The organism is Streptomyces morookaense (genome assembly GCF_013030945.1).
In the GTDB taxonomy this organism is placed as follows: Bacteria; Actinomycetota; Actinomycetes; order Streptomycetales; family Streptomycetaceae; genus Streptomyces; species Streptomyces morookaensis.
In genome coordinates this window covers 63,532-84,076 of record NZ_JABBXF010000006.1, presented here as the reverse complement: position 1 = coordinate 84,076, position 20,545 = coordinate 63,532, and the positions used below count along the sequence as shown (strand labels likewise).

The following is a 20,545-nucleotide window of genomic DNA, read 5'->3' as shown; positions in this document are numbered from 1 at the left end:
CCGCCGCCGCCCCGCAGCGGGGCCCGGCGCCCGCGACGGCCCCTCCGGCCGCCGTGGCGGCCCCTCCCCGACGAGGCTCCCGGCCGTCCCCGACCGACTCCGGCCGCTTACCCGGCCGTCCCCGCCACAGCCCCCTCCGCCGTCTCCGCGGAGGTCTCCTCGGCACCCTCCCCGACAGCCCCGGCGGATCCGGCGACACCGCCGGGCCCCTCCGGCGCACCGGATCCCTCCGGACCGTCCCCGACGGGCCCGTCGATCGGCACCGGCTCGCTGCGCAGACCCGCGCTCCGGCCGTCGCCGCCGTCGCCCGCACCGGGGGTGTGCACACCATCCGCACCCGGCTCCCGGCCCGGGGCATTGCCCACGGAAGCCAGCAGCTGGCGGGCCAGCCCCAGGCCCGTACCGCCCATCGTCAGTGCCTTGGCGAACAGTTCGGACATCCCGTCCGCCCCGTTGAGCAGCACCATGTGGTCCACGTTCCCGAAGGCCTGGGCGCCGGCCTGGACGATCTCCGGCCAGTTCTCGGCCAGTTGCTGGGCGACGACCGCCTCCTGGTTCTGCGCCAGCGCCTCGGCCCGGGCCTTGATCGCCTCGGCCTCGGCCAGGCCGTGCGCCTTGGCCGCCTCGGCCGTCGCCAGACCCTTGGCCTGCGTCGCGGCGGCCTCGGCCTCGCCCGTCGCACGGGTCGCCGCGGCGGCGGCCTCACCACGCGTCCTGGTGGCCTCCGCCTCGGCCGCGGCGGCTGCCTTCACCCGGGTCGCCTCGGCCGCGGCCGCCAGCTCCGTCTCCCGGGCCCGGGCCTCGGCGGCGGAGATGCGGGCGTCGCGCTCCGCCTCCGCGAGCGTGCGCTTCTCGTACGCGGCGGCGTCCGCGGGCTTGCGCACGTCCGCCTGCAGCTGCTGCTCGCGCTGCTTGGCCGCGAGCTCGGCGACCCGGGTCTCCTGGACCACGACCTCCTGCCGCGCCGCGGCCTCGGCCAGCGGGCCCGCCTGCCGGGACTTGGCGGCCGCGCTGTCCCGCTCGGCCTGGTACCCCGCCTGCAGGATCTCGCTGTCGCGCGTGGCCTCCGACATCCGCGCCGCGGCCTGCTGTTCGGCCTCGGTGGCCAGCCGGTCCGCCTCCGCCTGGGCGATGCGCGCATCACGCTGGACGGCGGCCGCGTGCGGTGCGGCCAGGTTCTTGATGTAGCCCGTGGGGTCCTGGATCTCGTGGATCTGCAGGGAGTCGATGATCAGGCCCAGCTTCTCCATCTCCGTGCCCGAGGCGGAACGGGTCTCGCCCGTCAGCCGCTCGCGGTCGCGGATCATGTCCTCGACGGTCAACCCGCCCACGATGGACCGCAGATGGCCCGCGAACACGTTGTGCACCCGCTCGCTCATGTGCTTCTGCTGGTCGAGGAAGCGGCGGGCGGCGTTGGCTATGGACACGAGGTCGTCGCCGACCTTGAAGATCACCACGCCGTGCACCTTGAGCGGGATGCCCTGCCGCGTCACGCAATCCACGTTCAGATCGGCCTCGTTGAGGTCGAGGGACAGCTTGCGCACCGCCTGGACCCCGGGCAGCACGAGCGTCCCCCGCCCGGTGACGATCCGGAAGCCCATGCCTTCCTCCAGGCCCTCCACACGGTGCCTGGACCCGGAGATGATGAGCGCCTCGTTGGGCTCGGCAACGCGCCACATGAGCTTGAACAGCCCCACGAGGACGGCTATGGCGACGAGGACGATCCCCGCCACGACGCCGATGAGCATGCGTCATTCCCCCTTTAGCGGCCCCGGCGGGGCCCTGTGATCATGCAGTCTGCTCCCGGATGTGCCCCTTGGTGAAGACGCCGACACCTCATGGATCCGTTCCGGCCAGGAGGGTGCGCGGCAAACGCTGCCGTCCGTCAGGCATACGCCCGTGCAACGAACACCGTGCGCGGCGGCTGGTACTCCACTATCAGCACCACCGTCCCCCGCTCGATGCGCTCGCCCGGCTCGGCCGGGTACGCCAGGAAGGCCTCGGCTCCGCCCCGTACCCGCACCATCACCTCGCCGACCAGGCCCGGGCCGACCGCCCCCGTCACCCTGCCCAACTCCCCGACCACCGACGCCCCCCCGCCTTCCGGCCCGCCCGCGCGGGACCGTCACTTCGCGCGGCGCCGCCTGCCGCCGCTCTTCGCGGTCCTGGAGACCCCCTTGGCGCCTCCCCTGGACCCCCTCTTGGAACCCTTGCTCGTATTGTGCCGGTCGGCACTGACAACGAGCGCTGCCAGGAAGGTCGTCACCGGCACCGAGGCCACCAGCCCGATGCTGCCCACGAGCGTGCGGACGATCTCCTCCGCGACGATCTCGCTCGTCGCGACCCTCCCCACCCCGCTGTCCGCGATCGAGAACAGCAGCAGCAGCGGCAGCGACGCCCCCGCGTACGCCATCACCAGCGTGTTGACCACCGACGCAATGTGGTCCCGGCCGATGCGCATGGCCGATGCGTACAGTTTGCGCCAACTCGCCTTCGGATCCGCCTCCTTCAGCTCCCACACGGCCGACGTCTGGGTCACCGTGACGTCGTCGAGCACGCCCAGCGAGCCGATGATGATCCCGGCGAGCAGCAGGCCCTGGATCTCGATGTGCGGATACAGGCCGTGCACCAGGCCCGTCGTGTCGTCCGTGTTGCCCGTCAGATGCGCCCATCCGATGAAGCCGGCGCCCAGCAGGCCGATGAGCAGCAGGGAGGTGAGCGTGCCCAGAACGGCCACGGACGTACGGGCGTTGAGGCCATGGCACATGTAGAGCGCGATCAGCATGATCGCGCTGCCGCCTATCACGGCGACCAGCAGCGGATCCGAACCCTGCAGGATCGCGGGGAGGATGAACATGGTCAGCACACCGAAGCTGATCACCAGCGCCACCAGGGCGAAGACCCCGCGCAGTCGGCCGATCACCACGACCGCCAGGGCGAACATCCCGGCCAGCAGCGCCATCGGGACGTTCCGGTCCACGTCCGTGACCGAATACCGCAGGTTCTCGGGGGCCTTGGGCGCGTAGGCCAGCACCACGCCCTCGCCGACGGTGTAGCGGCGCGAGGCGCTGGGCTGCACGATCTCGGTGAACGTCACGCCCTTGTCCGGTCCCGAGCCGACCTCGATCGTGGCCTGTTCGCACGGGCCGGTGACGGGCGGGCCGCCCTGCGGGGACTGCTGTTGCTGCTGCGGCTGCGCGCCGACCTTGGCGCAGTCCACCTCCTCGATCTTCACCACCCGTCCCGACTCGGTCTGCTGGTCGAGTCCCAGCCCACTGTGCTGGTGCGGTGGTGCGCTGCCCGGCCAGAGGATCACCATGCCGGCCAGCACGGCGGCGGCGAACGGGACGAGAACCGCCGCGATCACTTTGCGCAGGTGTGAGGAGACGGGCTTGGCCGGACCATGGCTGTGGGCATGGCTGTGGGCATGGGGGGCGTGGTGGTGCGTACGCTCGGTGGGGGTCACCGCCAGATCATTGCAAGCCCCCCTGGCCCTCCGGACCGGGGAGGCGCTAGCGTGGTGGCACCTTTGCAATCGCGGGAGCTCGGAGCACCGGGCTGAGAGGGCGCTGACCGCCGTACGGGATCTTGTCCGTACGAACATCGCTGCGCCGACCGCCGAACCTGTTACCGGGTAATGCCGGCGTAGGGAGTTCTGGTCACATGACCTCGCAGGATGCACGCACGTCCGAAAACGGCCGGGAGTTCGGCTGGCACAAGGACTACGTGACCGGCTCGCGACCGGACCTCAAGGTCCCGGTGCGGCGGGTGCATCTCACCAACGGGCAGGACGTCACGCTGTACGACACCTCCGGCCCGTACACCGATCCGGACATCGCGACGGACGTCCGGCGCGGCCTGGCGCCGCTCCGCGAGAACTGGATCATCGGCCGCGGAGACACCGAGGAGTACGCCGGACGCCCGGTGCGGCCGGAGGACGACGGCATCAAGCACACCTCGCCCCGCGGCGGGCTGCGGAACCTCGACGCGGTCTTCCCCGGCCGCCCGCGCCAGCCCCGCCGGGGCCGGGGCGGCCAGGCGGTGACGCAGCTCGCGTACGCCCGCCGCGGCGAGATCACCGAGGAGATGGAGTACGTCGCCCTCCGGGAAGGCGTCTCCGCGGAGACCGTCCGCGAGGAGATCGCGGCCGGCCGGGCCGTCCTCCCGGCAAACGTCAACCACCCCGAGATCGAGCCGATGATCATCGGCAAGAAGTTCCTGGTGAAGGTCAACGCCAACATCGGCAACTCGGCCGTCACCTCCTCCATCGAGGAGGAGGTGGAGAAGATGACGTGGGCCACCCGCTGGGGCGCCGACACCGTCATGGACCTCTCCACCGGCCGCAACATCCACACCACCCGCGAGTGGGTGCTGCGCAACTCCCCCGTGCCGATCGGCACCGTGCCGCTGTACCAGGCCCTGGAGAAGGTCGACGGCAAGGCCGAGGAACTCACCTGGGAGATCTACAAGGACACCGTCATCGAGCAGGCCGAGCAGGGCGTCGACTACATGACCGTCCACGCCGGCGTACTGCTGCGGTACGTCCCGCTGACCGCCCGCCGCAAGACCGGCATCGTCTCGCGCGGCGGCTCGATCATGGCCGCGTGGTGCCTCGCGCACCACAAGGAGTCGTTCCTCTACGAGAACTTCGAGGAGCTCTGCGAGATCCTCGCGTCCTACGACGTGACCTACTCGCTGGGCGACGGCCTGCGTCCGGGCTCGATCGCCGACGCCAACGACGAGGCGCAGTTCGCCGAGCTCAGGACCCTCGGCGAGCTCAACACGATCGCCAAGCGGCACAACGTCCAGACGATGATCGAGGGCCCGGGCCACGTCCCGATGCACAAGATCAAGGAGAACATCGACCTCCAGCAGGAGATCTGCGAGGAGGCCCCGTTCTACACGCTCGGCCCCCTGACGACCGATGTCGCGCCCGGCTACGACCACATCACCTCGGGCATCGGCGCCGCGATGATCGCCTGGTGGGGCACAGCGATGCTCTGCTACGTCACGCCCAAGGAGCACCTGGGCCTGCCGGACCGGGACGACGTCAAGACCGGCGTCATCACCTACAAGATCGCCGCCCACGCGGCCGACCTCGCCAAGGGCCACCCGGGCGCTCAGGCGTGGGACGACGCGCTGTCGGACGCGCGCTTCGAATTCCGCTGGGAGGACCAGTTCAACCTGGCCCTCGACCCCGACACGGCACGCGCCTTCCACGACGAGACGCTGCCGGCGGAGCCCGCCAAGACGGCGCACTTCTGCTCGATGTGCGGGCCGAAGTTCTGCTCGATGAAGATTTCGCAGGACATCCGGCGGGCACACGGCGACGAGCTCGCCGTCGACCCCGAGGCCGGAATGGCCCAGAAATCGCGGGAGTTCGCGGAGGCGGGCAACCGGGTGTACCTGCCGGTCGCGGACTAGCCACGCTTCCCTCGACAAGCCCCGGTTCGTTCGTTCCGGGGCTTGGCCGTTCCCTGGCAGAGGCGCCATTGTGACCCGGGGCGATCCTGCGGATAGTGGACGGGCATGGGGAGAAGCGCGGGTCGTCGGGAGCAAGAGGCGTGCAGGCTCGGGCTGGAAGAGGTGCGGGCTGCGGCCAAGCGGATCGGCTCTGCTGCGTACCGCACTCCGGTCGTCACCTCTCACGTGGTGAACGACCTCTCCGGAGCTCAAGTCTTCTTCAAGTGCGAGAACTTGCAGCGGGTCGGCGCCTTCAAGTTCCGCGGTGCCTACAACACCGTTTCCCGCTTGGGCCCGGAGCAGCTGAGACGCGGCGTGGCCACCTACTCTTCGGGCAATCACGCGCAGGCCGTGGCGCTCGCCGCCCGGCTCCTCGGAAGCCGTGCGACCATCGTGATGCCCCGGGACGCTCCACCGGAAAAGCTGGACGCCACACGGCGGTACGGTGCCGTGGTTGTTCCCTACGACCGCTACCGGCAGGATCGCCGGGCTCTGGTGGAACAGGTGGCGGGCGATCACGGGTTCACCGTGATCCCGCCGTTCGATCATCTTGATGTGATAGCCGGGCAGGGAACCGTCGCGCTCGAGTTCCTGGAGGATGCCGGTGCCCTGGAAGCTCTGGTGATACCGGTGGGAGGCGGTGGCCTGATCTCCGGTTGCGCCATCGCCGCCAAGGCGCTCGACCCGCGCATCACTGTTGTGGGCGTCGAGCCCGGGGAGGGCGACGACACCCGGCGCTCGCTGCAAGCAGGCGCGCGCGTGCGCATTGCCGTGCCGCACACGATCGCTGACGGCCTGGCGACGGAAATGCCGGGTGAACTGACGTTCCCCATCATGCGCCGGTTGGTGGATCAGGTCCTGGTGGTCAGCGATGACGAGATCCGATCCGCCATGGCGCTGGCCTTCGAGCACCTCAAGATCGTCGTGGAGCCCAGCGGGGCCGCCGCGCTGGCAGTTCTGCTCGCCGGACGGCTCCGCCCACTCCCCAGGCGGATCGGTGTGGTGCTCACCGGAGGAAATGTGAGCTTCGACAGGTTCAAGGCCTTAATATCCTGCCCTGCGAGGCGGGATCATCCGGTCTGACCCCGAAGTCACTGGAAAGCAAGCCGTGTTGCCATCGCGAGGACCACGACGAGCAAGACGCGCCGAACAAACCCCGCACCGAGCCTGAGCGCCATCGACGCTCCGATCTGGGCGCCGAGCACATTGCACAGGGCCATTCCCAGGCCCAGGATCCAGAGCACATGCCCCTGGTAGGCAAAGACCACCAGCGCGCCGGCGTTGGAGCCGATGTTCGCGACTTTCACCATGGGCGCGCAACCGACATAGTCGGTGCGCAGTGCCCACACCATGGCAACGGCGAGGAACGTCCCGGTGCCCGAGCCGATCAGTCCGTCGTAGAGCCCGATGGCCGCGGCGATTGCGGTGATCAGTACCACCTTGGATGCGGAATCTCCCGCCCTCGACGTCCCCTCGCGGGTGCCGAAGCCGGGGCGCAGGGCCACGAAAGCGGCAACACCGATCAGCACGGCGATGATGACCGGCCGGAAGACATGAGTGGGTATCAGCGAAGCGAACCCGGCACCCACCCCTCCGAAGAGGAAAGCGGCAAGCGCCACAGGCAGCGCCAACGCCATTCTTACGGGACTGTTCCTGAGGTATTTGACCGCAGCAGACGCGGTGCCGAGGAGGGAAGGCACCTTGCCGGTACCGATTGCCACAACGGGAGGAATTCCGGGGAACGCCAGAAGAAAGGCCGGCAGTTGGACGAGTCCTCCGCCGCCCACGATGGAGTCGACCCATCCCGCCAGACACGCAAATACGAGCAATATGACTATGTGTGTGATATTCACATTCGCCTCTGTGGGCCAGGCGTGTGACGGCCGGTGATGAACCGGAATCGTCACACGCCGGGTCGGGAGGTGTTCGGGGCTACGAGAACGTCGTCGAAATCTCGTCGAGCCTGGGCAGCACCCGTTCGTTCGACGAGATTTTCCGCAGGGCTCGCGGAATCGACTGAATGGAATAGAACCTCCGCAGCCAGCGGTCCTCGCCGTCGTAGCGCGGCGTGAAGTTCGACCTGCCGTGGACGGCGACATGGTTGTCGACGACGACCATCTGGCCGGGCTCGAGCAACAGGTCGACACAGACCTCTTCCAGGGCGGCAGTCAGTTCGTGCAGCGCCTTCCGCCCCTCCGGCTCGTTTGAACCGGTGTGGTGCGAGTTGAACCGGATGAGCGGCTTGTCCGACGCGCCGAAAACAACGGAGTGCGGGTGGGTCTTCGGATGCTCACCCGACGAGCCGCGAATGAAGGAGTTGGCGAACAGGCTCTGGAAAATGGGCTTGCGCAGTGTCCGCACCGTGGATGTGTCCAGCAGGCGCACGGCGCGACGCACGGACGACACCCGTGTGACGCCCACGCGGTCATGGTCGGTGCGCATCCCCAGAAGGGCAAGATAGTCCGGACGGAAGGGGTGGTGAGAATTCTCCGTGTGGAAGTCGAACGCCACAGAGCCGCTGTTCTCCAGACGAGTCTCCTCCCCCTTGACCGGATGGACCTCCTGCAGGGTTGCTCCTTGCTTCTCCTCGGAGTATCCGAAGAGTTGGCCGAGCCGCTCGGCCACGAGCGCCATGACACCCGATGAGACATGGCCATCAGGGAGCGGCGATGCGCCGTAGGCGAAAGGTGTCGGCGGAAGCTCTCCGACGGGAAGGCCGTTGATCAGGATGAATCCGAAGTCGTTCGGTTCGGAGACGAAGTCGTCCACGTACTCATTTACGTAGCCGGGAAGCTGGGAGGATAAGGCCTTGATGTCGTCCACGTCATGCCCCAGCAAGAATGAAGCATAGACGCCGAGGGACTCCACCGCAGCCATGTCCTCGGGCTTCACGGTTACGGCCGGAATAACTTCACTACGGGAAATCACTGCTTCTCTCCCCCGAGAGGCTGAAAAATTGCAAATTTCCGGTATTGCGAGCATTCATGGTACACCGATTTGGCTTTGCCGAGCCTTCCAGTGGTGGATGGCGGCGTCAAGATCGATTACGGTCCGCTACCGCCCGATTCGCCCTTCGGCGGCACCTATGTGCTCGATGTTTCGCGCCCGCCGAGCAGGGCCGTGCGACGTAGATCACCTGGGGGAGAAGTGTGTGTATGCGCAGCGTGATCCGAGAACACCGGCTTCTTTACGGCTTCTTGTCGGCAATTGTGTCGTGAATATGTTGCGCCGCACTTGAACAAAGGCTGCGCCGGATCTTCAACACCCGCCCGCCGGCGACCGGACAGGTGTGCGGGGCAGGGGCCTTGACGATCAGGCCCCTTTCCCCGGGACGCCTGCGCCGCGTTGTTCCGCGGCGATACGATTTTCGCGGAGCGCTTCCGCTCGTCACTCCCGCCGGCGGTCCGGCCTCCCGAAATCGGGGCCGGTGAAGTCCGGACTGGTGAAGCGGGGGCGCGTGGGGGTCGTGTGGTCCTCGTCGGGGCTGGTGAAGCCCGGGCGGGTGTAGCCGAGATGGGGGGTCCGGCTGTGGCCGTTGCGGGCCGGGGGGACGGACGGCGAACGGGGCGCCGGAGCCGTGGCGTTGGCCTGGGCCTCTTTCAGGAACGGCCTGATGCCCCGCTCCAGCAGTGCCCCGCGCCATGCCTCCCGGGCCCGGTCGGCCTGTTCGGCCAGCTCGCGGCGGCGGTCGTCGTCCTCCGTGGGCGCCCCGTTGCGCAGGGCCGTGAGCAGGATGCCCGTCGTCGCGGCGAGCACGCCGACGGCGGTGAGGCCGCCGAACCACCAGCCGATCGTGATCATCGAGCCCGCGACCGGAGCGTCCGAGCCGGCCGTGCGCAGCACGTAGCCGATCGCCAGGAAGAGGATCGCGGCGATCCCCGCCAGTACCGGGGCCAGCACGACCAGCACCGCTGCGGCTCCCGCGCCCGGGGACTCCTCGGGAGGAGGGCCGGCGGGCGGCGCGGCGTCCTCCCCGGCGGGCACGGGCCCGCCGACGGGCTGCGGCCGGCCGGACGGGGCGCGGTCGCGCAGTGCCCGGCGCGCTTCTATGAGGTCCTGGTATTCCGCCATGGCGCAGGCGGAGATGGCGGCCATGGCGCCGATGGCCATCGTGCGCAGTTGTTCGGCGGTGAGCCGCCGCCCTGTCGCGGCGGCCAGGGCATTGAGTTCCGGGTCATGGGCCGCGGTACGCAGCGCCTGGTCGAGGATCCGCTCGAAATCCGGGCGGTCCTCGGCAAGCAGGTGCGGAACGCTGTTCATGTGCATCCCCCGATGCTCCGTAGGGCCTGATAGCCGGCCTGGTGCCGGCAGTGGGCGGAAACGGAGGAGAGCCTGCTACGGATAAGCCGATGGTAGAGCCGCACCGGCGCGCGGTGACAGCGGGTTTCCCGAATTACCCCGCGGCGGTGGAACCCGACATGTGCCCGTGGACGCCGCCGCCGAACCCTCAGCAGGCCAGCGGAAGTTGCACCACCAGCAGCTTTCCGGCCATCGTGACCCCGCCGTCCATGGCGAGCGCCAGCCCGTCCGCGTACAGATGAGGTCCCTCGACGAGCGGCGCGCCGTCCTGGTCGTCCGGGTCCTCCCCGCCGACCTCGCCCAGCAGATACGGGATCGGGCTGTGTCCGTGCACGATACGGCGGCCGCCGTACGTCTGCAGCAGCTCCCGTACGGCCGACGGGCCCGCCTCGTCGTCGCGGAAGGCGAACCGCTTGGTGAACTTGCGGAACAGGTCCCAGCACTCGTCCGGGTCGTTGCGCTGCAGCGCCTCGGTGACGGCGTCGTTGACGGCCTCGATGGAGTCGCCGAAGTCGAGGTATGCGGTGGTGTCGGAGTGGACGAGCAGGTGCCCGTCCTCCTCGGCGATGGCGTCGAGGCGGGACATCCACTGCAGGTGGTGGTCCTGCAGGCGCTCCATGTCGGTGCGCTGGCCGCCGTTGAGCAGCCAGGCCGCCTGGAAGGAGGCCGTTCCCGCACCGGAGTTGACGGGCGTGTCGGCGAACCGCTTGGCGCCGATGAGCAGCAACTCGTGGTTGCCCATGAGGGCCTTGCAGTAGCCGCCGGCCGCCGCCGCCTCCGCGGAGAGCCGCATGACCAGGTCGATCACGCCGACGCCGTCCGGCCCGCGGTCGGTGAAGTCGCCCAGGAACCACAGCCGGGTGTTGCCCGCCGACCAGTGGCCCTGCTCGTCGATGAGCCCCTGCGCGTGCAGCGCGGCGTACAGCTCGTCCAGGTAGCCGTGGACGTCGCCGACGACGTACAGCGGGCCCGGGCCCGTGGGCACGGGCTGCTGGGGCAGCTGCTGCGGGGCGGTGAGGGGCGTCAGTTCGACGGTCGGCACGTCCTGCGGCGGCACGGTGCCGGGGGCCGCGCCGCGGACGATGACCGGGAGGTCGCGGGCGGTCGGGGTGTAGCCCTCGGGGTACTCCGTGTGCGCCGCGTAGTCCGGGGCCGCGTAGTCCGGGTAGGGGCCCTCGGCAGGGGGGGCCGCGTGGTCGTATCCGGGCATGGGCGGGGGAGCGGCGTACCCGGGGAAGGGCGGCATCGCCGCCGTGGTCCGTGCCGCAGGTCCCTGACCGGCCCCCTGAGTCATCGACCCCTCCACCATCGCGCCGCCTGCACCCTTGTGGACCTTGCCTGGTCGACGGCGGTCCGCGGTGTCGTGCGCCCATCATAGGAATGACCGTCGCGGCTTGTGACGCACCAGGGGCTGTGAATCGGGGAGCTCCACCGGGATCGCCGGGATTTTCTCCCCAAATGCTCCGTTAAATGAGCCGTTCGTGCCGGTCCGCAGGGGGCGGGGACGGCTGCGTCGTACCGGATGACGCGATGCCCCGTGGGCCGGACGCGGGATGCCTGCGGTTGACGCGGGCCGGGCGGGTCGGTGCAGGTCACACGGGTGACGCCGGGGTGTCGGCGGGGTCGGGCGGTGTTCCGGGGCCGGTCAGGTCGTGGCCGGGCCGCGCGGGGCGCTGACGGTGGTGCGCGGCGGGCGCCGCTCGGAGGACGTACGCACGATCAGCTCGGTGGGTATGACCTGTTCCACCGGCCGTCCCGTGTCGAGCCCCTCGATGGCGTCGATCAGCAGCTGGACGACGGCGGTACCGATCCGCCGCGGTTTGAGCGACAGCGTCGTGATGGGCGGTTCCGTGGTGGCGTAGACGGTGGACTCGCTGCAGCAGACGAGCAGCAGGTCCTCCGGTACGCGCAGGCCGTAGCGGCGGGCGGCGGCCAGCAGGTCGGTGCCGTTGGGGTCGAAGAGTCCGTACACCGCGTCGGGCCGGTCCGGCCGGGCGAGCAGCCGGTCGGCGGCGACGGCTCCGGCGCAGGGGTCGTGGGCGGGGTACTCCTCGTAGACCGGGTCCTGGCCGATCCGTTCGCACCAGCGCAGGTACGCGGTGGTGGACAGCCGGGTGTAGGTGTCCGTGGTGGTGCCGGTGAGCAGGCCGATCCGGCGTGCCCCGGCGGCGGCGAGGTGGTCGAGGATGCCCAGGACGGCGGCCTCGTGGTCGTTGTCGACCCAGGCGGTGACCGGCAGGGTGCCGGCGGGGCGGCCGTCGGAGACCACCGGGATGCCTTGGCGGACCAGGTCGGAGACGACCGGGTCGTGGTCGGAGGGGTCCACGACGACGGTGCCGTCGAGGGCGACGTTGGACCACACGTCGTGCCGGGAGGTCGCCGGGAGGATGACGAGGGCGTAGCCGCGGGCCAGCGCGGCCGAGGTGGCCGCCCGGGCCATCTCCGCGAAGTAGGCGAACTCGGTGAAGGTGAAAGGTTCATCCCCGTACGTGGTGACGGTCAGGCCGATGAGGCCCGACTTGCCCGTGCGGAGGGTGCGGGCCGCCGCCGACGGGCGATAGCCCAGTCGGTCGGCGACCTCGCGGACATGGCGGCGGGTCGCGTCCGGTAGCCGGCCCTTGCCGTTGAGCGCGTCCGAGACGGTTGTGATCGAAACCCCGGCGGCGGCGGCGACGTCGCGGATGCCCGCCCGCCCTTGCCGGCTGCCCCTGCGGGAGGTTTCCGCCCGGCTCACCTGATGCTTCCCTGCTGCTGTCATGGCGAGCCGATAGTAGGGCTCGCCTGGTCCTTCGGCAGGGCGCCGCATTTCACTGTTGACAGGCACGTTTCTGCAGCCGTCACAGGGTCCAATGATCATGGAATTGCAGGTGGTTGAGCGGGTCGCCGGGTGCCGGTCGGCGTCTGGCATATCCCGGTCTCGGGGGTGGTCCAGGTCTCGGAGAGGTCTCAACTCACCTTCACGGGTGATGCGCGCCAGGGCGCCCGCCACGGCGCACTGCGGCAGCGGGAGCGCGCCGGAAACTCTGGACGCCGCCCGGGGGAATCCTCATAAGGTGTGCAGTATTCATGTCCCTTCATGTCCCTTGCCCCGGAGGACCGCGGTGACCGAGAAGACCCCGAAGCTGCGCGCCGCGCTGGACGGCGTTCCCACCTACCAGCCGGGCAAGCCGGCGGCCACGGGCGGACCGGCCGGGTACAAGCTGTCCTCCAACGAGAACCCGTACCCGCCGCTGCCGGGCGTGCTGGAGCGCGCGGTCGAGGCGGCCGGTTCGCTCAACCGCTACCCGGACATGGCCTGTACGGGCCTGATGGCCGAACTGGCGGAGCGCTTCGAGGTGCCGCTGTCGCACCTGGCGACCGGCACCGGCTCGGTCGGCGTCGCCCAGCAGCTGGTGCAGGCCACGTCGGGGCCGGGCGACGAAGTGATCTTCGCCTGGCGCTCGTTCGAGGCGTACCCGATCATCACCCAGGTCTCGGGCGCCACTCCGGTGCCGGTCCCGCTGACCGAGGGCGATGTGCACGACCTGGAGGCGATGCTCGCCGCGATCACCGGGCGAACCCGGCTGATCTTCGTCTGCAACCCCAACAACCCCACGGGCACGGTGGTTCACCGGGCCGAGCTGGAGTCCTTCCTGGACCGGGTGCCGTCCGACGTGCTGGTGGTCCTGGATGAGGCGTACATCGAGTTCATCCGCGACGAGAACGTCCCCAACGGCATCGACCTCTACCGGGACCGGCCGAACGTCTGTGTGCTGCGCACCTTCTCCAAGGCGTACGGGCTCGCCGGGCTCCGCGTCGGCTTCGCGATCGCCCACGAGCCGGTCGCCGCGGCGCTGCGCAAGACGGCCGTCCCGTTCGGCGTGAGCCACGTCGCGCAGGAGGCGGCGATCGCGTCGCTGCGCAGCGAGAAGGCGCTGAAGGAGCGGGTGGACGCGCTGGTGGAGGAGCGTGCGCGGGTGGCCGCGGCGCTGGCCGCGCAGGGCTGGACGGTGCCGGAGTCGCAGGCCAACTTCGTCTGGTTGCGGCTGGGGGACCGGGCGGCGGACTTCGCCGCCGCGTGCGACGCCGCCGGGGTGGCCGTGCGGCCGTTCCAGGGCGACGGTGTGCGGGTGACGATCGGCGAGACCGAGGCCAACGACATCGTGCTGCGGGTCGCCGAGGAGTTCCGCAAGCAGCTCTGAGCCTGCTGACGCCTGCCGGGGCGCCGTGCCTCTCCCTTTGCGGGAGGGGGCGCGGCGCCCCTGTCTTTGCCCCTTCAGGTGCCCGCCCGTGCGCCCGCCCCCGCGCAAGGGCCGGAGGGGGTACCCCCCTGACTTGGCCGAAAACTCGGTGCGCCATAATGCTTGTGAATGTGAACGCGTTCACAAGCGCACCTTTATGTCCCGCTTCCTATGGGGCCTTATGGGACACAAAGGTGCATACCGTCGGCGGCTCGGCCCGTCGGTGAAGCAAGAGGCAAGGAGAGACCGAGTGAATCTGGCTTTGGCTCCGGAAACGCTGGCGCGCTGGCAGTTCGGCATCACCACCGTCTACCACTTTCTCTTCGTCCCGCTCACGATCAGTCTTGCCGCGATCACGGCCGGTCTGGAGACCGCCTGGGTCCGCACGGGCAAGGAGAAGTACTTCCACGCCACGAAGTTCTGGGGAAAGCTCTTCCTCATCAACATCGCCATGGGCGTGGTCACCGGCATCGTCCAGGAGTTCCAGTTCGGGATGAACTGGTCCGACTACTCACGCTTCGTCGGTGACGTCTTCGGCGCGCCGCTCGCGATGGAGGCGCTGCTGGCCTTCTTCTTCGAGTCGACCTTCATCGGCCTCTGGATCTTCGGCTGGGACAAGCTGCCCAAGAAGATCCACTGCGCCTGCATATGGATCGTCGCCGTCGGCACCCTGCTGTCCTCGTACTTCATCCTGGCCGCCAACTCCTGGATGCAGCACCCCACCGGCTACTCCATCGACAAGAACACGGGCAGGGCGCACCTCACCGACATCTGGGCGGTCCTGACCCAGAACACCACTCTCGTCGTCGTCTTCCACACCCTCACCGCCGCCTTCCTCACCGGCGCCGCCTTCATCGTCGGCATCGCGTCCTTCCACCTGTGGCGGGCCAAGCGCAAGCAGATCAACGGCGAGGAGCTCGGCGAGAAGCAGCGCCACCAGATCGGCGCGATGCGGACCTCGCTGCGTGTCGGACTCGTGGTCGCGGTCATCGCCGGTCTCGGCACCGCCATCAGCGGCGACAGCCTCGGCAAGGTGATGTTCGAGCAGCAGCCCATGAAGATGGCCGCCGCCGAGGCCCTGTGGGACACCCAGGCGCCCGCCCCCTTCTCGGTGTTCGCCGTCGGCGACGTCACCAAGGGCCACAACAGCGTCGAGATCGAGGTCCCCGGAGTCCTCTCCTTCCTCGCCCACAGCAACTTCTCCGAGGCCGTCCCCGGCATCAACGACGTCGCCGCACAGGAGGCCGCCCGCTACGGCGGCAAGCCGGACGACTACATCCCCAGCATCTTCATGACCTTCTGGGGCTTCCGCCTGATGATCGGCTTCGGCATGACGTCCTTCGTCGCCGGCCTGATCGGACTGTGGACGACGCGCAAGAAGCTGTGGCTGGCACCCGCGTTCCGCACCGGCGAGAACGAGGTCCCGCGGCTGATGCTCACGAAGACCCGGGAGATGAGCCCCTTCCTGACCAAGTGGTCCTGGCGCGTGGGCGTTCTCACCATGGGCTTCCCGCTGATCGCCAACTCCTTCGGCTGGATCTTCACCGAGATGGGCCGCCAGCCCTGGGCCGTCTACGGGCTGATGAAGACCGCCAAGGCGGTCTCCCCCGGCGTGAGCCAGGGCGAAGTCCTCACCTCCATGGCCGTGTTCACCCTGCTCTACGGCGTGCTCGCGGTCGTCGAGGTCAAGCTGCTCGTGAAGTACGCCAAGGCCGGGCCGGACACCGACGAGAAGCCTCCGGCCGAGGACCCCCGGCTGCGGCTGCCGTCCGGCGGCGCACCGGGCTCCGGCACGGAGCGCGAGGACGCCGACAAGCCGATGACCTTCGCGTACTGACCGCCGCACGCGGACCGCGGAACGGAGACACCCCATGCACCTCCACGACTTCTGGTTCCTGCTGATCGCCGTCCTGTGGACCGGCTACTTCTTCCTCGAGGGCTTCGACTTCGGCATCGGCGTGCTGACGAAGACGCTCGCCCGGGACCGCACCGAGCGCCGGGTGCTGATCAACACGATCGGCCCCGTCTGGGACGGCAACGAGGTCTGGCTGATCACCGCCGCCGGTGCCACCTTCGCCGCCTTCCCCGACTGGTACGCGACCCTCTTCAGCGGCTTCTACCTGCCCTTCCTGCTGATCCTGGTCTGCCTGATCGTGCGCGGCGTGGCCTTCGAGTACCGCCACAAGCGGCCCGAGGAGCGCTGGCAGCGCAACTGGGAACACGCCATCTTCTGGTGTTCGTTGCTGCCCGCCTTCCTGTGGGGCGCCGCCTTCGCGAACATCGTGCGCGGGGTGCCGATCGGGCCGGACAAGAACTTCACCGGCTCCCTGGCCGACCTGCTGAGCCCGTACGCGCTGCTCGGCGGCCTGTTCACGCTGGTGCTCTTCACCTTCCACGGCGCGGTGTTCGCCGCGCTCAAGACGGCCGGTGACATCCGCCACCGGGCCAGGGCCCACGCCGGCCGGTACGGCCTGGGCGCCGCCGCCCTCGCCGTGGCCTTCCTCGGCTGGACGCAGGCCGACTCCGGCAACGGACGCAGCCTGGCCGCCCTGATCGTCGCCCTGGCCGGGCTGGCCGGCGCGTTGGTGATGAACAGGCTGGGCAGGGAGGGCTGGGCGTTCACCCTGTCGGGGCTGACCGTCGTCGCCGCCTTCGCGCTGGTTTTCCTGGCGCTCTTCCCGGACGTCATGCCCTCCTCGACGAACCCGGAGTGGAGCCTGACCGTCACCGACGCCGCCTCCAGCCCGTACACGCTGGGGATCATGACGTGGGTCGCGGGCTTCGCGACCCCCCTGATCCTCGCCTACCAGGCCTGGACCTACTGGGTGTTCCGCAAGCGGATCGGCACCCAGCACATCCCCGCCGCCCACTAGGGCCTGTCCGATGGGTCAGTACGCCGGACCAGGACGTCAGGAGACACCACGATGAAGCCCGTCGACCCCCGGCTGCTGCGGTACGCCTCCGCGACACGCGGCTTCCTGGCCGCCTCCGTCCTGCTCGGCCTCGCGGGCGCGGGCCTGGTCGTCGCGCAGGCGATGCTCATCGCCGACGTGGTGACCGGGGCTTTCCAGCACGGGCGCACGGCCGGGCAACTGGTCGTGCCGCTGGGCCTGCTGGCCGCCGCGGGGGCGGGGCGGGCCGTGGTGTCCTGGCTCACCGAACTGACCGCGCACCGCGCGAGCGCGGCCGTGAAGTCCGAACTGCGCAGGCGGCTGCTGGACCGGGCCACCCGGCTCGGTCCGGACGCGCCGGACACGGGCGAGCTGACCAGCCTGGCCACGCGCGGCGTGGACGCGCTCGACGCCTACTTCGCCCGCTATCTGCCCCAGTTGGGGCTCGCGGTCGTGGTGCCGGTCGCCGTGCTGGCACGTATCGTCTCCGCCGACTGGATCTCGGCGCTCGTCATCGTCCTCACGCTGCCGCTCATCCCCCTCTTCATGGCGCTCATCGGCTGGGTCACCCAGTCGCGCATGGACCGGCAGTGGCGCCTGCTCTCCCGGCTCTCCGGGCACTTCCTCGACGTCGTCGCCGGGCTGCCGACGCTCAAGGTCTTCGGTCGCGCCAAGGCGCAGGCCGAGTCGATCCGGGCGATCACCGCCGACTACCGGCGGGCCACGCTGCGGACGCTGCGCATCGCCTTCCTCTCCTCCTTCGCCCTGGAACTGCTCTCCACCCTGTCGGTCGCGCTCGTCGCCGTCGGCATCGGCATGCGGCTCGTCGGCGGCGAACTCGACCTGCGCACCGGCCTGATGGTCCTCGTGCTGGCGCCCGAGGCCTATCTGCCGCTGCGCCAGGTCGGTGCGCAGTACCACGCGGCCGCCGAGGGCCTGGCGGCCGCCGACCAGGTCTTCGCGGTGCTGGAGACCGAGTCGGCCGTGGAGGGCACGCTGCCGGCCCCGGACGCGCGCACGGCGGCGCTGACCGTCGAGCGGCTCGTGGTCCGCTACCCGGGCAGGGCCGAACCGGCCCTGGCCGGAGCCTCGTTCGAGGTGCGGCCCGGGGAGACGGTGGCGCTCGTCGGGCCGAGCGGCGCCGGCAAGTCGACGCTGCTGAACGTGCTGCTGGGCCTCGCCCGGCCCACGAGCGGGCGGGTTCTCGTCGGTGGTACGGATCTGTCATCGCTCTCCCCCGGAAGCTGGCGGGACCAGGTGGCCTGGGTCCCGCAACGGCCGCATCTCTTCGCCGGGACGGTCGCCGAGAACGTACGGCTGGCCAGGCCCGACGCCACGGACGCGCAGGTGCAGCACGCACTGCGCGAAGCCGGTGCGCTCGACTTCGTCTCCATGCTGCCCGACGGCACTGACACCCGGCTCGGCGAGAACGGAGCCGGGCTCTCCGCAGGGCAGCGCCAACGCCTCGCGCTGGCACGGGCGTTCCTGGCCGACCGGCCGGTTCTGCTGCTCGACGAGCCGACCGCGGCCCTCGACGGGGAGCACGAGGCGGCGGTGGTGGACGCGGTGCGCCGACTGGCGGCGGGCCGCACCGTGATCCTGGTCGTGCACCGCCCGGCGCTGCTCGCGGTCGCGGACCGGGTGATCCGTATCGCGCCGGGGGCCGTGCCGGAGACCGTGCCGGAGGCTGTTGCCGGTCCCTCCGGTGTGGTTGCCGCCCCCTCCGGTCCCGTCGAGGGGCAGGCGGTTGTGCAGGCAGGCGCGTATGCGGCAGACGTACACGCGGGCGTGCGAGCGGGTGCGCAAGCGGACGCGCGAGCGGATGTGCGCAATCCCGTACGGAGCGTGAGCCCCCTGGCCCGGGTCCGCGCCGCCGGCAAGCCCTACCGCAACCGCCTGGCCCTCGCCCTCCTCCTCGGCACGCTCGCCCTGGGCAGTGCCATCGGCCTGATGGCGGTCAGCGGCTGGCTGATCTCCCGGGCCTCCCAACAGCCCCCGGTGCTCTACCTGATGGTGGCCGTCACCGCGACCCGCACGTTCGGCATCGGCCGCTCCGTCTTCCGCTACGCCGAGCGCCTGGTCTCGCACGACGCGGTGCTGCGCATCCTGTCGGGCCTGCGCGTGGCGGTCTACGCGCGACTGGAGCGGCTGGCTCCTGCGGGGCTGCGCGATACGCGGCGCGGTGACCTGCTGTCCCGTCTGGTGGCCGATGTGGACGCCCTGCAGGACCACTTCCTGCGCTGGCTGCTGCCGCTCGGCTCGGCCGTCGTCGTCGGTGCGGCCTCGGTGGGGTTCACCGCCTGGCTGCTTCCGGAGGCGGGCGCGGTGCTCGCTGCGGGGCTGCTGGTCGCGGGAGTTGTCGTGCCCGTGCTGTCGGGTGCGGTCGCCCGGCGTGCCGAGCGGCAGCTGGCGCCTGCGCGGGGCGAGTTGTCCACCCAGGTGGTGGACGTGCTGTCCGGCACGGCCGAGTTGACGGTCGCGGGTGCACTGCCCGCGCGGCTGGAGCGGCTGGACGGTGTCGACAGCACGCTCACCCGTATCGCCCGCCGTGCCGCTGCGGCCACGGCGCTGGGCTCCGGTCTGTCGGCGCTGGCCTGTGGCGTGACGGTGGCCGCTGCCGCCTGGGCGGGTGTCCAGGCGGTGCACGACGGCCGACTCGGCGGAGTGTGGCTGGCGGTGGTGGTGCTCACCCCGCTGGCCGCGTTCGAGGCCGTGACCGGCCTGCCGCTCGCCGTGCAGTACCGGCAGCGGGTGCGGCGCTCCGCGGAGCGGGTGCAGGAGGTGCTGGACGCTCCCGAGCCGGTGCAGGACGGCACGGAGCCTGCGCCGCAGTCGCCGTTCCCGGTGCGGCTGACGGACCTGACGGTGCGGCACTCCGGTCAGTCCGCGCCCGCGCTCGACGGCTTCGCGCTGGAGCTGACGGTTGGGCGCCGGGTGGCCGTGGTGGGCCGGTCGGGGGCGGGCAAGTCCACGCTGGCGCAGGTGCTGTTGCGCTTCCTGGACGCGGAGGGCGGTACGTACACGCTGGCCGGCCGCGAGGCGGCCCGCATGGACGGCGACGCGGTGCGGCGGCTCGTGGGCCTGTGTGCGCAGGACGCCCACATCTTCGACAGCTCTCTCCGGGAGAACCTGCGGCTCGCGCGCAGGGAGGCAGGGGACGACGAACTGCGCGAAGCACTGCGGGCGGCACGCCTGCTGGAGTGGGTGGACGGTCTTCCGCAGGGGCTGGACACGCTCGTCGGCGAACAGGGCGCACGGCTGTCCGGCGGTCAGCGGCAGCGGCTCGCGCTGGCCCGGGCACTGCTCGCGGACTTCCCCGTCCTGGTCCTGGACGAGCCCGCGGAGCACCTCGACCTGGCCACTGCCGACGCGCTGACGGCGGATCTGCTGGCGGCCACGGAGGGCCGGACGACCGTGCTGATCACGCACCGGCTGGCGGGTCTGGAGGCGGTGGACGAGGTGGTCGTCCTGGACGGCGGGCGGACGGTGCAACGGGGCCCGTACGGCGAGCTGGCCGCCGCCGAGGGGCCGTTCCGCCGGATGCTGGAGCGGGAACGGGCCGCGGACGCGCTGGGGGCGGCGGTGACGTCCGCCGTGCCCTATGCGCCGTGCACCGTCGACACTGCCCATCGGCCGCTTTCCATGGCAAAAGGTACTTATTAGGCTCGTGTC

At 70.4% G+C, this 20,545-nt stretch carries 14 protein-coding genes; 6 read left to right on the top strand and 8 right to left on the bottom strand.

Annotated features, from left to right (window positions below):
• Positions 1 to 107 precede the first annotated feature (107 nt).
• From HG542_RS03595 to HG542_RS03585, 3 genes are all read right to left on the bottom strand, one after another.
• On the bottom strand, positions 108 to 1,748 hold the full coding sequence (locus tag HG542_RS03595) for a flotillin family protein (protein WP_171078535.1): 1,641 nt from the start codon (positions 1,746 to 1,748) through the stop codon (positions 108 to 110).
• A gap of 137 nt (positions 1,749 to 1,885) precedes the next feature.
• Complete coding sequence (locus HG542_RS03590; protein WP_171078534.1) at positions 1,886 to 2,086, bottom strand: NfeD C-terminal domain-containing protein; 201 nt, start codon at positions 2,084 to 2,086, stop codon at positions 1,886 to 1,888.
• 39 nt (positions 2,087 to 2,125) lie between these two features.
• Positions 2,126 to 3,466 carry a YibE/F family protein gene (locus HG542_RS03585; RefSeq protein ID WP_171078533.1) on the bottom strand — a complete coding sequence of 447 codons (1,341 nt, stop codon included), beginning with the start codon at positions 3,464 to 3,466 and terminating at the stop codon, positions 2,126 to 2,128.
• 197 nt (positions 3,467 to 3,663) lie between these two features.
• Here HG542_RS03585 and thiC point away from each other — a divergent pair, with 197 nt between their 5' ends.
• Both thiC and HG542_RS03575 read left to right on the top strand, forming a co-directional pair.
• On the top strand, positions 3,664 to 5,424 hold the full coding sequence (thiC, locus tag HG542_RS03580) for a phosphomethylpyrimidine synthase ThiC (RefSeq protein WP_171078532.1): 1,761 nt from the start codon (positions 3,664 to 3,666) through the stop codon (positions 5,422 to 5,424).
• Between the two features lie 105 nt (positions 5,425 to 5,529).
• The gene (locus HG542_RS03575) at positions 5,530 to 6,546 is read left to right on the top strand and encodes a pyridoxal-phosphate dependent enzyme (protein ID WP_171078531.1); all 1,017 of its coding nucleotides are present in this window, start codon (positions 5,530 to 5,532) and stop codon (positions 6,544 to 6,546) included.
• An 8-nt stretch (positions 6,547 to 6,554) separates the two neighbouring features.
• On the opposite strand, the gene HG542_RS03570 is transcribed toward HG542_RS03575, so the two are convergent.
• The 5 genes from HG542_RS03570 to HG542_RS03550 all read right to left on the bottom strand — a co-directional run bounded on the left by HG542_RS03570 (position 6,555) and on the right by HG542_RS03550 (position 12,520).
• A complete protein-coding gene (locus HG542_RS03570; protein WP_171078530.1) occupies positions 6,555 to 7,316 on the bottom strand; it encodes a sulfite exporter TauE/SafE family protein in 762 nt (253 codons plus the stop codon).
• A 79-nt stretch (positions 7,317 to 7,395) separates the two neighbouring features.
• Positions 7,396 to 8,355, bottom strand: coding sequence for a TauD/TfdA family dioxygenase (locus HG542_RS34695; RefSeq protein ID WP_171078529.1), 960 nt, complete (start codon positions 8,353 to 8,355; stop codon positions 7,396 to 7,398).
• 495 nt (positions 8,356 to 8,850) lie between these two features.
• On the bottom strand, positions 8,851 to 9,729 hold the full coding sequence (locus tag HG542_RS03560; RefSeq protein ID WP_171078528.1) for a hypothetical protein: 879 nt from the start codon (positions 9,727 to 9,729) through the stop codon (positions 8,851 to 8,853).
• Positions 9,730 to 9,910: 181 nt separating this feature from the next.
• Positions 9,911 to 11,071: a metallophosphoesterase family protein gene (locus HG542_RS03555; RefSeq protein WP_171078527.1), complete on the bottom strand. Its 1,161-nt coding sequence runs from the start codon at positions 11,069 to 11,071 to the stop codon at positions 9,911 to 9,913.
• A gap of 336 nt (positions 11,072 to 11,407) precedes the next feature.
• On the bottom strand, positions 11,408 to 12,520 hold the full coding sequence (locus tag HG542_RS03550) for a LacI family DNA-binding transcriptional regulator (protein ID WP_171078526.1): 1,113 nt from the start codon (positions 12,518 to 12,520) through the stop codon (positions 11,408 to 11,410).
• Between the two features lie 343 nt (positions 12,521 to 12,863).
• Between HG542_RS03550 and hisC the strand changes: the two genes are divergently transcribed.
• The 4 genes from hisC (at position 12,864) to cydD (ending at position 20,536) form a co-directional block, all read left to right on the top strand.
• The gene (gene hisC / locus HG542_RS03545) at positions 12,864 to 13,943 is read left to right on the top strand and encodes a histidinol-phosphate transaminase (RefSeq protein ID WP_171078525.1); all 1,080 of its coding nucleotides are present in this window, start codon (positions 12,864 to 12,866) and stop codon (positions 13,941 to 13,943) included.
• Between the two features lie 289 nt (positions 13,944 to 14,232).
• Positions 14,233 to 15,819, top strand: coding sequence for a cytochrome ubiquinol oxidase subunit I (locus tag HG542_RS03540; RefSeq protein WP_171078524.1), 1,587 nt, complete (start codon positions 14,233 to 14,235; stop codon positions 15,817 to 15,819).
• A gap of 34 nt (positions 15,820 to 15,853) precedes the next feature.
• A complete protein-coding gene (cydB, locus tag HG542_RS03535) occupies positions 15,854 to 16,855 on the top strand; it encodes a cytochrome d ubiquinol oxidase subunit II (RefSeq protein WP_171078523.1) in 1,002 nt (333 codons plus the stop codon).
• A gap of 51 nt (positions 16,856 to 16,906) precedes the next feature.
• Positions 16,907 to 20,536 (top strand): thiol reductant ABC exporter subunit CydD, encoded by a 3,630-nt coding sequence (cydD, locus tag HG542_RS03530; protein ID WP_171078522.1) that lies wholly within the window; start codon positions 16,907 to 16,909, stop codon positions 20,534 to 20,536.
• Positions 20,537 to 20,545 lie beyond the last annotated feature (9 nt).